17 protein-coding genes and 1 pseudogene are annotated in these 14,603 nt (G+C 72.2%); 12 read left to right on the forward strand and 6 right to left on the reverse strand.

Annotation, left to right across the window (positions count from 1 at the left end; all coding sequences use genetic code 11):
- Window positions 1-485: pseudogene (locus ACIBO8_RS02680) on the reverse strand (hypothetical protein); the annotation flags it as partial.
- 400 nt (window positions 486-885) lie between these two features.
- On the opposite strand from ACIBO8_RS02680, the gene ACIBO8_RS02685 reads away from it, so the two are divergent.
- Window positions 886-1,608, forward strand: a complete 723-nt coding sequence (locus ACIBO8_RS02685; protein WP_396113335.1) for a hypothetical protein — start codon at window positions 886-888, stop codon at window positions 1,606-1,608.
- 129 nt (window positions 1,609-1,737) lie between these two features.
- Here ACIBO8_RS02685 and ACIBO8_RS02690 read toward each other — a convergent pair whose 3' ends face one another.
- Together ACIBO8_RS02690 and ACIBO8_RS02695 are read right to left on the reverse strand one after the other, a co-directional pair.
- Window positions 1,738-2,100 carry a hypothetical protein gene (locus ACIBO8_RS02690; RefSeq protein WP_396113336.1) on the reverse strand — a complete coding sequence of 121 codons (363 nt, stop codon included), beginning with the start codon at window positions 2,098-2,100 and terminating at the stop codon, window positions 1,738-1,740.
- An 11-nt stretch (window positions 2,101-2,111) separates the two neighbouring features.
- Window positions 2,112-2,408 carry a hypothetical protein gene (locus ACIBO8_RS02695; protein WP_396113337.1) on the reverse strand — a complete coding sequence of 99 codons (297 nt, stop codon included), beginning with the start codon at window positions 2,406-2,408 and terminating at the stop codon, window positions 2,112-2,114.
- 393 nt (window positions 2,409-2,801) lie between these two features.
- Between ACIBO8_RS02695 and folP the strand changes: the two genes are divergently transcribed.
- The 7 genes from folP (at window position 2,802) to ACIBO8_RS02730 (ending at window position 7,205) form a co-directional block, all read left to right on the forward strand.
- Window positions 2,802-3,620 carry a dihydropteroate synthase gene (gene folP, locus ACIBO8_RS02700; RefSeq protein ID WP_396113869.1) on the forward strand — a complete coding sequence of 273 codons (819 nt, stop codon included), beginning with the start codon at window positions 2,802-2,804 and terminating at the stop codon, window positions 3,618-3,620.
- The gene (gene folB, locus ACIBO8_RS02705; protein ID WP_396113338.1) at window positions 3,613-3,972 is read left to right on the forward strand and encodes a dihydroneopterin aldolase; all 360 of its coding nucleotides are present in this window, start codon (window positions 3,613-3,615) and stop codon (window positions 3,970-3,972) included. Before folP ends, folB begins: the two co-directional genes overlap by 8 nt.
- On the forward strand, window positions 3,969-4,496 hold the full coding sequence (gene folK, locus ACIBO8_RS02710; protein WP_396113339.1) for a 2-amino-4-hydroxy-6-hydroxymethyldihydropteridine diphosphokinase: 528 nt from the start codon (window positions 3,969-3,971) through the stop codon (window positions 4,494-4,496). The genes folB and folK overlap by 4 nt, the downstream gene beginning before the upstream one ends.
- 35 nt (window positions 4,497-4,531) lie before the next feature.
- Window positions 4,532-5,011 (forward strand): DUF3180 domain-containing protein, encoded by a 480-nt coding sequence (locus ACIBO8_RS02715; RefSeq protein ID WP_396113870.1) that lies wholly within the window; start codon window positions 4,532-4,534, stop codon window positions 5,009-5,011.
- A gap of 76 nt (window positions 5,012-5,087) precedes the next feature.
- Window positions 5,088-6,314 carry an ABC transporter permease gene (locus ACIBO8_RS02720; RefSeq protein ID WP_396113340.1) on the forward strand — a complete coding sequence of 409 codons (1,227 nt, stop codon included), beginning with the start codon at window positions 5,088-5,090 and terminating at the stop codon, window positions 6,312-6,314.
- 62 nt (window positions 6,315-6,376) lie between these two features.
- Window positions 6,377-6,661, forward strand: coding sequence for a hypothetical protein (locus ACIBO8_RS02725; protein ID WP_396113341.1), 285 nt, complete (start codon window positions 6,377-6,379; stop codon window positions 6,659-6,661).
- A 52-nt stretch (window positions 6,662-6,713) separates the two neighbouring features.
- Entirely contained in the window at window positions 6,714-7,205 is a 492-nt protein-coding gene (locus tag ACIBO8_RS02730; RefSeq protein WP_396113342.1) for a hypothetical protein, read from the forward strand.
- A gap of 10 nt (window positions 7,206-7,215) precedes the next feature.
- On the opposite strand, the gene ACIBO8_RS02735 is transcribed toward ACIBO8_RS02730, so the two are convergent.
- Window positions 7,216-8,229 (reverse strand): ABC transporter ATP-binding protein, encoded by a 1,014-nt coding sequence (locus ACIBO8_RS02735; RefSeq protein WP_396113343.1) that lies wholly within the window; start codon window positions 8,227-8,229, stop codon window positions 7,216-7,218.
- A gap of 2 nt (window positions 8,230-8,231) precedes the next feature.
- On the opposite strand from ACIBO8_RS02735, the gene ACIBO8_RS02740 reads away from it, so the two are divergent.
- From ACIBO8_RS02740 to ACIBO8_RS02755, 4 genes are all read left to right on the forward strand, one after another.
- Window positions 8,232-8,951: an ABC transporter permease gene (locus tag ACIBO8_RS02740; protein ID WP_396113344.1), complete on the forward strand. Its 720-nt coding sequence runs from the start codon at window positions 8,232-8,234 to the stop codon at window positions 8,949-8,951.
- Window positions 8,948-9,664, forward strand: coding sequence for an ABC transporter permease (locus ACIBO8_RS02745; RefSeq protein WP_396113871.1), 717 nt, complete (start codon window positions 8,948-8,950; stop codon window positions 9,662-9,664). Before ACIBO8_RS02740 ends, ACIBO8_RS02745 begins: the two co-directional genes overlap by 4 nt.
- A gap of 199 nt (window positions 9,665-9,863) precedes the next feature.
- Window positions 9,864-10,862: a glycine betaine ABC transporter substrate-binding protein gene (locus ACIBO8_RS02750; protein WP_396113345.1), complete on the forward strand. Its 999-nt coding sequence runs from the start codon at window positions 9,864-9,866 to the stop codon at window positions 10,860-10,862.
- A gap of 221 nt (window positions 10,863-11,083) precedes the next feature.
- Entirely contained in the window at window positions 11,084-12,376 is a 1,293-nt protein-coding gene (locus ACIBO8_RS02755) for a hypothetical protein (RefSeq protein WP_396113346.1), read from the forward strand.
- A gap of 18 nt (window positions 12,377-12,394) precedes the next feature.
- Here the strand turns inward: ACIBO8_RS02755 and ACIBO8_RS02760 are convergent, their stop codons facing one another.
- Entirely contained in the window at window positions 12,395-13,537 is a 1,143-nt protein-coding gene (locus ACIBO8_RS02760) for an NADH-quinone oxidoreductase subunit D (RefSeq protein ID WP_396113347.1), read from the reverse strand.
- Window positions 13,538-13,540: 3 nt separating this feature from the next.
- A complete protein-coding gene (locus tag ACIBO8_RS02765; RefSeq protein ID WP_396113872.1) occupies window positions 13,541-14,503 on the reverse strand; it encodes an SAM-dependent methyltransferase in 963 nt (320 codons plus the stop codon).
- Window positions 14,504-14,603: the final 100 nt, after the last annotated feature.

Genomic DNA, 14,603 nt, shown 5'->3' on the forward strand with positions numbered 1-14,603 from the left:
CGGTGAGCCGCGCCGGCCTGCGTGACGTGAGCCGCGCCGGCCTGCGTGACGTGAGCCGCGCCGGCCTGCGTGACGTGAGCCGCGCCGGCCTGCGTGACGTGAGCCGCGCCGGCCTGCGTGATGCCAGGCGCGGCGGCCCCAAGCGGACCACTGCCCGGCGCGACGCCCCGAAGCGCGTCAGCAGCCTGCGCAGGCCGGCCGCCGTCCGAGGCGACACCGGGCGCGGTAGCCGGGAGCGGGCCGCCGGCTTGCATCACCCCGGGCCCGGTGGACGGAAGGGAACCGCTGGACTGGGTGACACCGGGAAGTACGTCGGCCGGCGGAACCGCGTGCACTCCGGGAGCCGGAGATGCGGCGGCCTGCTGCCAGAGGGGCGGCCTCGAGGGAGATGCACCGGATCCGCCGGGCCGCACGTCGTCGGGCCAGTCCTCGAGGCCGAGGGTGTCTTCGTAGAAGTCGGCCTCGGGTCCGACGGGAGCTCGCATGAACGGCGACACCGGGGCGTCGGCCGGACGAGCGCCGGGTCGGGGGGCAGAATCGCCCGGCAGGATGACCGCAGTCGGCGGCACCGCGGGCGGCGGCGTGACGAGCGACCGGGCAGGGGTCGGCTCGAGGCTGCGGAGAGCCGAGGAATCCGTGGACGCGGGAGGCTGCGCGGGCAGGGTGCCGCCCGCCTGATCGCCATCGGCCGGGAACTCCGGCTGCACGATCTCCGCATCGATGACGGGACCTGATTCGTCCGGCGAAGACCCTCGCGGCGGCAAGCCGTCCGGCGCCGAGTCAGGAAGCGGAACCGCACCCGGACGCGAGCCGGCCGGGCGTGGAGCGCCGGGCAGCGCCCCGGCGGGTGCGGCGGCGGCCGCTGGCCCGCTTGGCGATGCCGGTGTGACGACCGGGGTCGCCGGCTCGGCGACGGCCGACGTCGGTGTGGCAGGCGGGAAGGCCGGCTCGGCGGGGGATGTCGATGTAGCAGCCGGGGTCGTCGGCTCGGCGGGGGATGCCGGTGTGGCGGCCGGGGTCGTCGGCTCGGCGACGGGCGACGTCGGTGTGACAGCCGGAGCCGCCGGCTCGGCGACGGGCGACATGGGCCTGAGAGGCGAGAAGACGGGCCCGGCGGCGGGCGACGTCGGCGAGACCCCCGGGGCCGCCGGCTCAGCGGCGCGGGACGTCGGTGTCACGGCCGGGAACGTCGGTCCGGCCGGCGACCGCGGTGCGGCAACCGGGGACGTCGGTCCGGCGACCGGCGGGGCAACCGGGGACGTCGGTCCGGCGGCCGGCGGGGCAGCCGGCGACGTCGGTCCGGCGGCGGGCGGCGTCGGTGAGGCGGCCGGGGATGTCGGGGTGGCGCCGCGGCGGGCGTCCTCGCCGTCGAAGTCGAAGCCGAAGTCGAAGTCGGCGTCCGGGTCGTCCGGCGGCGGCTCGGGGGCCGGGGCCTGCCGGGGCGCGGTGCCGCTGAACAGGTCCAGGAAGGGCGAGTCGATGTCCATCGGGTCGACCGGCGGCGGGGTGCCGTTGGTGCGGGGGCGTACCGGTTGGGGGGCCTGGAAGACGGCTACGGCGCCGTGTCCCGGGCCCGCTACCTGCTCCGGCGGCTCCTCCGGAGAGTAGTCGGCTGGTCGCGCTCCGTTACTTTGCTTGCCCGGAGGGGACGACTCCGCGCGGGACTGCCCGGGCGGTGGGGAAGCGGTCATGCGACTGCCCCGTTCGGGCATGCAGCGAGAGCGGCGAAACAGTCGGTCATACCAACTCCTCCCGGACCCGGATGCGAGTGGCGACAAGTCGCGGGTCCCGCTGCTCGACGGCCGGTTCGCGGGTGCGCTTCCAGTCCGTGAGGGCGGTGCGGATGACCATCCGGGCCGGCCGGTCGGGGTCGACGTGCCGGAAGACGTACGACGTGGTCACCATGGCCAGGGCGATCTCCCACGCGGGGAACGCGTCGAACTTCCACGTGATGAGGTAGTGCAGGAACACGAACACCGGGACGAGGACGACGAACATCCCGTACTGCGCGTACGGAAGGTGCATGGGCAGGGTGTATCCGGGCGGCCCCAGATAGACCAGGCGGGCCCGGTAGATGTCGTCGTCGGTGCGCAGCCGCATGGGAGTTCGGCCTAGCTGAAGATGAGGTTGATGAGGTAGTCGCCGACGAAGAACAGCGTCGCGGCTCCGGCGATGAACGCGAGGCCGACGATGGCGATCGCGCTGCTGGTCAGCACCTTGGAGATCTCGCCGCGACTGGCGCGGCCGATGAAGATGACGCCGAGCACCGCCAGCAGGATCGGGGCGATGTTGCTGGCGAAGAAGCTGACGACGCCTTCGGTGTCGATTCCCTTGGGCTGGGGGGCGGCAAGGGTGGCGCCATGCTGCATTGCCGACGCGACCTGCGCGGCGAGCTCTGTGGCGATCATTGGTAAACCTCCCGGGTGCCCGGCGTGAGGGCGCCGGACACGCTGCAGTTGTGAAGCCTGACGGCAACGCCCATATGGTGCTACTTCCCGCTCACCGCGTCGAGTGCGCGGTCACGATCCTGAAGGGCTCTGCTGTCCTACCCACGCCCGTCTGCTCTCTTCGGTTCATTAATGATGCCTAGCTCCGAAGCGTACGGGCCGTACTTCTTACCTACAAGCTGCCTGATTCGTTACCCAAGGTAAAGGCGTGACTGAACATGAGTCATTCCCGATCGTACACGTGTACGAACGGCCCGAGCCCGGTACCGTCGTCCCGTGAGTGAGCCGACCGGTAGCGCAACGACCCGGCAGGGCGCGGGCGACCTGCTGCTTCATCAAGATCACCCGGTCGTGATGGGGGTGCTCAACGTCACGCCCGACTCCTTCTCCGACGGCGGTAGGTATGCCGGGTTGGAGGCGGCCGTCGCCCACGGTGTCGCGCTGCACCGCGACGGTGCCGACATCGTCGACATCGGCGGGGAATCCACCCGTCCGGGCGCCGACCGGGTCGATGCTCCGACCGAGATCTCCCGGGTCGTTCCGGTCATCCGCGAGCTGGCGGCCGCCGGGGTGCCGCTCAGCATCGACACCACCCGGGCCGCGGTGGCCGCCGCCGCGCTCGAAGCCGGTGCCGCCGTGGTCAACGACGTGTCCGGCGGGCTGGCCGACCCCGGGATGGCCGCGGTGGTGGCGCACGTGGGCTGCCCCTGGATCTTGATGCACTGGCGTGGCCACTCGCGCACGATGCAGGAGCTCGCCGTCTACCGGGACGTCGTCGCCGAGGTCCGCGACGAGCTGCGGCAGCGGGTGGACGAGGCGGTGGCCGCCGGGGTCGATCCCGGACGCATCGTCCTCGACCCGGGCCTGGGCTTCGCCAAGCGCGCCGAGCACAACTGGGCCCTCAGTGCCCGCCTCGACGAGCTGATCGCTCTCGGCCACCCGGTGCTCTTCGCGGCCTCGCGGAAGAGCTATCTGGGCCGGTTGCTCGTTGATCAGGACGGCGAGCCCCGCCCGGTCGACGGTCGCGAGGCCGCCACCGTCGCGACGTCCGTCCTGGCGGTGGCCGCCGGCGCCTGGGGGGTCCGGGTCCACGACGTCCGGGCCACCGCCGACGCTCTCGCCGTCTGGCGGGCCACCGGAAGTCCCCGTCTCGAAAGGCACACCCATGAGTGACCGGATATCGCTGCACGGCCTTCGGGTACGCGGCAACCACGGCGTCTTCGACTTCGAGCGCCGCGACGGCCAGGACTTCGTCATCGACGTGGACCTCGAGATCGACCTCGCCGAGGCGGCGGCCAGCGACCACGTCAACGACACCGTTCACTACGGGGAGCTGGCCGGCCGCCTCGCCGAGGTGATCGGGGGAGAGCCCGTCAACCTCATCGAGACCCTGGCCGACCGGCTGGCCGCGGTGTGCCTCGAGGACGACCGGGTCGGCGCCGCCACGGTCACCGTCCACAAGCCGCAGGCACCCATCCCGCACGAGTTCGCCGACGTGGCGGTCACGCTCCGGCGTACCCGATGACCCGGGCCGTCCTGTCGATCGGCAGCAACCTGGACGACCGGCATGCGAACCTGCGGGGTGCCGTCGAGGGGCTCGGCGAGAGCGTCGTGCTGGTCTCGGGCACCTACGAGACGCCGCCGTGGGGCGACACCGAGCAGCCGTCGTACCTGAATGCGGTCGTGCTCGTGGTCGATCCGGCGGCGGATCCCCGGGTCTGGCTGGAACGGGCCCGGTCGCTCGAGTCGGATGCCGGCCGGGTCCGTGACCCGCAACGCCGCTTCGGTCCCCGTACGCTCGACGTCGACGTGATCGCGGTCTGGACGGACGACGGCGAGCCGGTCCTCAGCGACGACCCGGAGCTGATCCTGCCGCATCCGCGCGCGCACGAGCGGGCGTTCGTGCTCAAGCCGTGGCTCGACATCCAGCCGTACGCGCAGCTCCCCGGGCACGGCTGGGTGACCGATCTGCTCAACCTGCCGCAGCTCGCCGCCGACGCGCAGGCGATCACCCCGCGCCCGGACCTGACGTTAGAGTCTCAGGAGTGAGCAGCAACCCCGGCGGTGCCGCCCCCGACCCGTCGATGCGGCCGACCAGCCTCTCGGCTCTGGTGGTGGCCGCGCTCGCCGCGGCCGCGGCCGGCTGGCTTCTCCTCAGTTCCTTCTACGCTCAGATGCCGCGGCTGCCCTGGCTGCCGATCATCGTGCTCGCCGCCCTGGCGATCGCCGAGGCCGTCCTGGCGCAGAACACCAGTGCCCGCATCCAGCACAAACCCGGCGCGCCCCGCGTCGACCCGCTCGCGGTGGCCCGCTTCGCGGTGCTCGCCAAGGCGTCCTCGCTGGCGGGCGCCATCTTCGCCGGGTTCTCCGCGGGACTGCTCGCCTGGCTGGCGCTGGAGCCCACCAAGGCGGCCACCGACGACGTGCCGGCGGCGATCGGTGGCGTCGTGGCGTCGCTCGCCCTCGTCGGCGCGGCCCTGTGGCTCGAGCGGGCGTGCCGGGTGCCGAAGCAGCCGGACCAGAAGGACGGCGACGACTCGGGCAGACGCGCCGGTCGGCCCTGATCCTGCACCCGTTCCGGTCTTGAACCGAGCCCCCCTCGCTTCCGTATGCTGTGCCGCGGCGGAGGAGGTGGACGAGATGGCCTACGACGAGACCGCATACCGTCGCAACGCCGGCGACGAACAGACACCGGCCGACCCGGCGGCATACCGCAACGGCGTGGCTTCCACCGACTTCCGCAGCCGGCGGGACGACTCGGGCGTAAGGCTCACCGAGCCTGTGACGGACGCGTACCGCCGTGGTGACGACGGACGGGACCGGCTGGGTGTGCACATCGGCTGGGAGATCGTGCTGCTGCTCGCCGTGGCGGCCATCGCGTACCTGCTGTATCGCCTCGACCCCGCGTCCCTGCGCCGGCCCGCCCTGGACACCCTGCTCATCTCGGGTGCCGCGCTCGGGCTGCTGACCCTCGGCGCGGGGCTGTCGCTGCGGGCCGGCGTACCGAATCTCGCGGTCGGGCCGATCGCCCTGGCCGCGTCGCTGCACTTCGCCGAGAACGGCGATCAGGGTCTGGTCCGGGCCGCCGTGCCGGCGCTCGCGATCGCCGCCGCGGGCGGTCTGGTGGCCGCCGTGCTGGTGCTGGTGCTGCACGTGCCCGGGTGGGTCACCTCGCTGGGCGCCGCGATGGGTGTGATCGTGTACGACCAGCTGCGCACCGCCCCGGTCGCCATCCAGGGCACCTACGACCCGGCCGACCAGGCGTTCTACCTCTTCGGCGGGTTCGCGCTGCTGGCCGTGATCGGCGGCGCGCTGGGCACCGTCACGTCGATCCGCCGCATGGTCGGCAGGATGCGCCCGGTGGGCGACCCGGCCACCCGGCCCGGCGCGGGAGCGGTGTTCCCGGTGCTCGCCGCGCTGGTGCTGTCGTCGGTCTTCGCGGTCGGTGCCGGCATCCTGATGGCCGCCAAGTCCAACGCGCCGGTCGTGCCCGGCACCGGGCTGGAGTGGACCGGCATCGCGTTCGGCGCGGCCCTGCTGGCGGGCACCAGCGCGTACGGGCGCCGCGGCGGCATCTTCGGCACGCTGCTGTCGGTAGCCGGCATCACCCTGTTCCTGGACTACGCCGACCGGCGCACCTTCGACATCGCCCTGTTTGCGATCGCCGGCGCCACGATCGGCGCGGGGCTGCTGGTGACCCGGCTGGTGGAGACGTACGGCCGGCCGCTGCCACCGGCAGGCGTCGACGACGAGTGGACCGGTGCGACGCAGGGCGGCGATCTGCCCGAGACGTGGTCCCCGTCGACCGCTTCCGCGGGGCGCTCCTCCGATCAGTGGGATCTCGGGCCGTGGGGCAGCGGCCGCTGAGGGCGTACCCGCGGACCGGCGGTGACCGGCGACGGCCCGGACCGTCGCCCTATGCTGGCGTCATGACCGACGCGACCTTCGCCGAGCTGGATGCCCTGACCACCGAGGAGCTGCGCGAACGCGCCTTCGCCAGGGCGCGGGAACGCCGTGACCTCGGCTTCTTCTGGTCGGTGTTCAAGCACCTGCCGGACTCGGACGAGGCCGCATCCCTCGACGGCGCCCCGAACACGGTCGGCCCCACGATCGACGAAGCGGTGGCGTTGTGGCGTGAATTGACCGGACACGGGTACGGGGAGCAGGAGCCGTTGCTTCGGGCCGCCTTCATCGACTACCTGCAGAAGCACTAGCTCATCCATGCCTGTCGTTTGAAAACGATCGCCCGCTGGGAACTAGCGGGCCATGGCTCTCACCAACCGCTACAAGACCGCGCCGGGTGCGGGCACGCTCGCCGCACTCATCCTGGTCCTGGTCTTCGGCAGCCCCTGGTATGCCGACTGGGCCGCGGACAACACCGATCCGAACACCGCCGGAGGCTGGTGGCTGCGCCTGCTCGCGTGGCCGCACTGGCGCTTCGACTCGGACGACTCACTGCGCTCGATCATCATCGCCGACCTCAAGGCGATCCTGGTCGTGGTGCTGACCCTCCTCTTCCTCTACCTGCTGCCCGGCTCGCAGCTGGCCCGGGCCCGCGGCACGATCAGCCAGTTCTTCGCGGGCTGGGCGTCGTACATCTTCGCCGGCGGTTTCGCGGCCCTGCTCACGACGCTGTTCCTGGCGAACCCGTCGCTGCTGGGTGCGTTCCGTTCGGCGGGTGACGGCGCCACGTACGGCCTGTTCGTCGGCTGGATCATCGGTCTGGCCACCCTCGGCGGTCGCCGGGGAACCCGCTAGGGGGTCGGTGTCACGCCCGTGCCGGCGCTTCCTTGTTCGGTACGTCGAAAAGCAGGGAGCGTGACACCGTCCCGACGGGAACGCCGTCCTCGACCGCCACCACGTTCAGCGCGTCGCTGGTGAGCATGGCCGCGAGGGCGTCGTAGAGGGTGCCGTCGGCGTCGACCGTCGGCAGCCGCTCGATCTCCTCGATCTGGCCGATGGGGCGCATCGCGTCGCGCACCTTCACCACCGCCAGCCGCCGGATGCCCCGGTCGTTGCCGACGAAGCGGCTGACCTCCTCCGACGCCGGCTCGCGGAGCAGCTCGGCCGGGGCGGCGTACTGCAGCAGGCGGCCGCCCTCGCCGAGCACCGCGATCCGGTCGCCCAGCCGTACCGCCTCGTCGATGTCGTGGGTGACCAGCACGATCGTCTTGCGGACCGTCGCCTGGAGCCGGAGGAACTCCTCCTGCAGCCGGCCCCGCACGATCGGGTCGACCGCGGAGAACGGCTCGTCCATCAGCAGCACCAGCGGGTCCGCGGCCAGCGCGCGGGCCACACCCACCCGCTGCCGCTGACCACCCGAGAGCTCGTGCGGGTAGCGGCCGGCGTACCGCTTCGGGTCGAGGCCGACGAGCTCGAGCAGTTCCTCGGCCCGCTCCCGGGTCTTCTTCCGGTTCCAGCCGAGCAGCCGCGGCACCGTGCCGACATTGGTACGGATGGTCTGATGCGGGAACAGCCCCACGTTCTGGATCACGTAGCCGACGTGCCGCCGCAGCTCGACCGGGTCCTGCTGGGAGACGTCCTGGCCGTCGATCAGGATGCGGCCCTTGGACGGCTCGATGAGCCGGTTGAGCATGCGCAGAACGGTCGACTTCCCGCAGCCGGACGGGCCGATGAGCACGGCCAGCTCGCCGGCGCGCACCTCGAGGCTGATGTCACCGACGGCCACGGTGCCGTCGGGATAGACCTTGCCCACGTTCTCGAGCGTGATAGACGCCGCGCTCCGGCCAGCGCCGGAGCCCTCGATCGCGGTAGCGTCCACGTATGTCCTTCCTGTCGAGGGCCGCCGCGCCTGCGTGGCCCCTGGCCGCCCCCGCTGACGGGCCGGGAAATCCGTGGTTCTCCTGGCGCTACGTCCACGACAACGCGGACGAGATCCTTTCGGCACTGCAGTTCCACGCGGGTCTCACCGCTCGCGCGGTGGTCATCGCGTTGGTCGTCGCGCTGCCGCTCGCGGTCGTCGCCTACTGGTGGCGACCGCTGACCGGCCCGATTCTTGCACTCTCCGGCGTCCTCTACACGATTCCGTCGCTGGCACTTCTCGCCCTCGTCGCCCCGGCGGTGGGCACCACGAGCGATACGTCGGTCCTGATCGCCTTGGTCCTGTACGCGCTGCTCGTCATGGTCCGCAACGCGCTCGCCGGCCTGACCCAGGTCCCGGGCGACGTCCGCGACGCGGCGGCAGGCATGGGGTACGGCCGCGTCGGACGCCTGCTGCGCATCGAGCTGCCGCTGGCGCTGCCCGGGATCCTCACCGGACTGCGCCTGGCCACCGTGTCGACGGTGGCGCTTGTGACAGTCGGCTCGTGGATCGGCAAGGGCGGCCTGGGCGACATGATCCTCGGCGGCTTCCGCAACAACTTCTACAAGGCCGAGATCATGACCGGCACGATCCTCTGCATCGGCCTGGCGCTGGTCCTGGACCTCGCGCTGGCCGGACTGGGCCGACTGTTGACGCCGTGGACCCGGGAGCGCCGGTCGTGAACTACTTCCACGAGGGCTTCGTCTGGCTCAATGACCCGCTCAACTGGACGAACCCCGGCGGCCTGCTGGACCGGCTCCAGGAGCACCTGATCCTCAGCTTCTGGGCGGTGTTGCTCGGTTGTGCGGTGGGCTGGCCGCTGGGCATCTGGCTCGGCCACCGCGGCAGGGGCGGCGGCGCGGTCGTCACCTTCGCCAACCTCACCCTGGCCATCCCGACGCTGGCGCTGCTCACCATCCTGCCGCTGACCCCGCTCGGATTCGGCAAGCCGCCGGTGATCGTGGCGCTCGCGGTGTTCGCCGTGCCGCCGCTGCTGGCCAACGCGTACACGGGTCTGCGCCAGATCGACCCGGAGACCCGCGACGCGGCCAAGGGTATGGGCCTGTCCGGCGGCCAGTTGCTGAGGCAGGTCGAGTTGCCGCTCTCGGTGCCGTACCTCGCGGCCGGTCTGCGTACGGCGACGGTGCAGGTCGTGGCGACGGCGGCGCTGGCGGCGTTCGTCAACGGCGGCGGGCTGGGCGAGATCATCGCGGCCGGCTTCGGCATCGGGATGAGCAACGGCGGCGGCGGTCAGATCGTGGCCGGCGGCATCGTGGTCGCGTTGCTGGCGCTTCTGGTGGAGGCGCTGCTGGCCGGCGTGCAGCGGCTGGTCACCCCACCGGCTCTGCGCGGGCAGCGGCGACGCCGCCCCACCGCCGCGGCTCCGGCAGGCTGAGCGTCGCCCGTCCGGGGATAACGAATGGGCAACGTAGAACCCCTGGCGGCATAGGTTGTCGTACCCCTCGGTTATCACCATGGGTGCGGCCTTTCGCAGGCAGCATCGACAACCCACAAAGCGGGCATCGGAATCCTCGACTGCCCGTCGGACACGCGGCGCGGCCGTCCGGCCGTGCCGGGACACAGAAGGCGGCAGTATGCGTCGAAACCTGCTCCTGACGGCCGGCACCCTCATGACCGCCGCCGTCATCCTCACCGGCTGCGGCGAGTCCGGCTCGTCGGGCACCGCGGCCCCGCCCAGCTCCGCCTCCGGAGCCGGCTGCGCCCCGGTCGCCGGCGACACGCTCGTCGTGCTCACCGACGACAAGAACCTGCAGAACACCGACAACATCGTGCCGGCGGTCACCAAGAAATCCTCGTCGCCGCAGCTCATCGCCGCGCTCGACAAGGTCTCCGCGGCCCTCGACACACCCAAGCTCATCGAGCTGAACAAGGCGGTCGACATCGACCGCAAGTCCTCCAAGGCCGCGGCCCAGGACTTCGCCACGGCCAACAACCTCACCGCGGGGATCCAGAAGGGACCCGGCGGGTCCATCACCGTCGGCGCCGCCAACTTCAGCGAGAACGCGACGCTCGGCGAGCTCTACAACATCGTGCTGACCGCCGCCGGCTACCAGGTGAAGGTCCAGCAGATCGGCAACCGCGAGCTGTACGAGCCCGCCCTCGAGAAGGGCGAGATCGACGTCGTCCCGGAGTACGCGGCGACCCTCGCCACGTTCCTGTCCGGCAAGGTGGAGGGCAAGGACGCGAAGGACCCGTCCTCCCCGCAGCTCGACACGACGATGACCAACCTGAAGGCCCTCGGCGAGAAGTCCGGCCTCGTGTTCGGCACGCCGTCCACGGCCCAGGACCAGAACGCCTTCGCCACCACCGAAGCGTTCGCCACCAAGTACGGCGTGAAGTCCCTCTCCGACCTCGCCGCCAAGTGCTCGGGCGCGGCGACCGTCCTCGGTGGCCCGCCGGAGTGCCCGCAGCGCCCCAAGTGCCAGCAGGGCCTGGTGGCGACGTACAACTTCCAGGCGGGCAAGTTCAGCTCGCTGGACGCGGGCGGTCCGCTGACCAAGTCCGGCCTGAAGCAGGGCACGATCAGCGTCGGCCTGGTGTTCAGCTCGGACAGCGCCCTGGCGGCCGGCTGATCCACCGGTAGGCCCGGACTCGGGGCGGCACTCACTCGGACGGGTGGGTGCCGTCCTTCCCGGGCCCGCCGCATCCGCACCGCGGTCGGATTTTCCGCCGGGCCGTTTTGTCCGCCCCGGTTCCTCAGCTGCGGATACGCGCCAGGGCCGAACGGGGGTACCGGCCCCGGCCATAACTGCCCGTTTCGTGACGGGCACCACTCTCGGTAGCATCTGCGACCATGTCTGAGCGGCACCCCGACGAACAGCACAGCGCCCGTCTCCTGCGCGCGCTGATCTGGGGCGGCGTCGGCCTCGCCCCGGTCGCGGCGATCACCGTGCTCGTAGGCGACGGCACCGGGTCGATCCGGTTCGCGGTGCTGCTGATCGCGGTGTGTGTCGTCCTGCTCGGTGCGTCCATGCTGATCCGCAACGACGCCGTCCTGCTCGAGATGGACGTCGAGGACCGCGTGGGCAACGAGGTGGACTCCCTGCGCGACGAGCTGCGGGAGGAGATCGCCGCCGCGGCTCGTGCCACCGGTCACCGGGTCCAGGTGCTGCAGGACGAGATGACCCGCCTGCGGGCAGCCGGGTCGCCGGCCGAGGCCCTTGCGTCCGGCACCGTGGCGGGCCGCGCGGCAGGCGGCCGGGCCACGGTGGGTGCCGCTCGGCCGGCGGCGTCGGCCTCGGTCGCGCCGGCTTCGGGAGCCGCCCCGCAAGCGACCGCGTCGGCTTCCGTCCGCCCGGCGTCGGCGTCGGCCTCCGTTCCTCCGGCGTCGGCCTCAGCTTCCGTGCCGTCGGTGGCGTCCGCTTCCGTACCGCCGGTGGCGTCGGCGTCGATGCGGTCCGCAGCGGCCTCGGCTTCCGTTCCGCCGGCGGCTTCGGCTTCGGTTCCGCCGTCGGCCGGCAGGGCCTGGACGCCCGCCGCCGGCCCCGTTTCCGCGGCGGTCCCGTCCCGGTCCCGAGCCGCTGGATCCGGACCTCCCCGCCAGCGCGGCGCCGCATCGGTGCCTGCTGCCTCGTCCTACCGCGGCAGCAGGCAGCCGGCGATGGCCGACCGCCGCCCGTCCCGGCGGCACGCCGCCCCGGACACCAGCACGAACATCGCCGAGTTCGAGGGCGAAGCGGCCTGGTCCACCCCGTTCCCGGAGCGGCTCGACTCGGCACCAGCCGCCGGGGCGGAGTTCACCTGGGCGGAGCCGGACGCCGCCTGGTCGCCTCCGGAGCCGGACCCTCTCGCACCGGGCTGGCCCGGCCCCGACGAGAGCGACTTCGATCAGAGCTCGGCCTGGTCACACGGGGAGCCGAGCCGGACGTCCACCTGGTCGCACGCCGAGCGGAACGGCGCGTCGACCTGGTCCGATCCGGACCCGAGCCGGTTCGGCGGGGAAGCGGGCTGGACCGAGCCTGAGCCGAGCCGCGGCTACGGCCTCAGCACCGGACCGATCACCTCACGCGACGAGTACGGCGGCGGCTACGGCCCCGACCCGCTCGCGGTCCCGGACCGAACCCGAAGCGGCCACCGGCGCTGGTGAACGGGCGTAACCCCGCCGTCACTTGTCGATGTCGCCCACGACGAAGAACATCGAGCCCAGGATCGCGATCAGATCCGGCACCAGGCACCCGGGAATCAGCGTCGCCAGCGCCTGGACGTTCGCGTACGACGCCGTCCGCAGCTTGAGGCGCCACGGCGTCTTCTCGCCCCGGGACACCAGGTAATACCCGTTGATGCCGAGCGGGTTCTCCGTCCACGCGTACGTGTGACCCTCCGGAGCCTTGACCACCTTGGGCAGTCGTACGTTCACCGGCCCGCCGATCCGGTCCACCCGGTCCAGGCACTGCTCGGCCAGGTCCAGGGACACGTACACCTGCTCCAGCAGCACCTCGAAGCGGGCGTGGCAGTCGCCGGCCGTGCGGGTCACGACGGGCACGTCGAGCTGGTCGTACGCGAGGTAGGGCTCGTCGCGTCGCAGATCCATGTCGAGACCGCTGGCGCGGGCCACCGGTCCGGACGCGCCGTACGCCGCCGCCTGCTCGGGGGTGAGGACGCCGACTCCGACCGTACGGGCGAGAAAGATGTCGTTCTTGCGGATCAGGCGGTCGATGTCCGGCATGCGGCTGCGCACGAGTGCGATCGCCTCGCGGGCCCGGCGCGTCCAGCCGGCCGGCACCTCCTCCTTGAGGCCGCCGACGCGGTTGAACATGTAGTGGATGCGGCCGCCGGAGACCTCTTCCATGACCGCCTGGAGGGTCTCGCGCTCGCGGAAGGCGTAGAACATCGGCGTGATCGCGCCGATCTCCAGCGGGTAAGACCCGAGGAACATCAGGTGGTTGAGCACCCGGTTGAGTTCGGCGAGCGCCATCCGCAGCCAGGTCGCCCGCTCGGGCACCTCCATGCCCATGAGCCGCTCGACCGCCAGCACGACGCCGAGCTCGTTGGCGAACGCGGAGAGCCAGTCGTGCCGGTTGGCGAGCACGATGATCTGCCGGTAGTCGCGTACCTCGAAGAGCTTCTCGGCGCCGCGGTGCATGTAGCCGACGATCGGCTCGCACGCGACGACCCGCTCGCCGTCCAGGGTCAGCTTGAGCCGGAGGACGCCGTGCGTCGACGGGTGCTGCGGCCCGATGTTGAGCACCATGTCGGCGGTGTCGAGCCCGGCGCCGGTCCCGACGGTCATCTCCCGCAGATCGCTCATGGCTCAGATCGTCCCACGAAGCTCGACACCCACCTCGTGCAGCAGCCACCAGTGGCCGCCGAGCCCGGCCGGATCGGTCAGTTCGGCCGCCGCGCCCGCCGCACCGAGCGCGCGGAGATAGGCCGCCGGGTCCGTGCGGGCAAGATCCAACGGTGGCCGGCCGCCGTCGACACCCAGGGCTCGCAGCGCCGCCCGCTGCGTGATGATCCGGTACGGCGTCCCGCCGGCCGCCGCGGCCGCATCGAGGGCGACGTGCGCGGTCACATCACACCCCCCATCGGGTACGGGGTCCACCTGGCGGCCGCCGCGGTAACCGGTGAGCGTGCCCAGGGCCGGACGCTCGCCGCGCAGGTGCCCGTAGTCGACCGTCAGCGCGCAGCCCCGGCGCACCGAGGCGACCGCGTCCGCCCAGGCCAGGTCGCGCGGCCAGCCGATCTCGACGCGGTCGCCCAGCCCCGCGCCGGGCCACCAGCGGGCCAGCCAGAACCGGTCGGCGGCGTCCACGTCCGGTCCCAGCGACTCCACACCGGTAGCCGGGTCGACCAGCACCCGCCGGGCCCGGCCCGCGGAATCGATCTCCGCCACGTCCAGGGGTACGTTGTCGAGCCACTCGGTGGCCAACAGGACCCCCACCACGCCGTCGGGCACGTCCCGCCGCCAGCCGATCGTCGCGGGCAGCCCGGCGGGCCGGGGGGCTACCTCGACACCGGTGAGCTGTAGCCGGTCCGCCAGCGGCGTACCCGCGGCGGAGGCGGCCAGGGCGGCCAGGAGCTCGCCCCGGCCCGCGCCGACGTCGACGACCTGGAGCTGCCGGGGCCGGCCCAGCCGGGCGTCGACCTGCTCGATCAGGCGGAACAGCGCCCCGGCGAAGAGCGGGGAGGCGTGCACGCTGGTCCGGAAATGGTCCGCGGGGCCGTCCGTGGCGCTCGTGAAGAACCCGTCCGGCCCGTACAGCGCACGCTGCATGGCGACCCGCCAGCCCACCTTCGTCACAGAAGTCAATCTAGGCGCCGCGTGGCGGTGCAGTTGTTCACACGCCCTTGTCACAGGCCTGTAAAGCGGGCGC

It is taken from the genome of Actinoplanes sp. NPDC049681 (assembly GCF_044465265.1).
Lineage (GTDB): Bacteria > Actinomycetota > Actinomycetes > Mycobacteriales > Micromonosporaceae > Actinoplanes.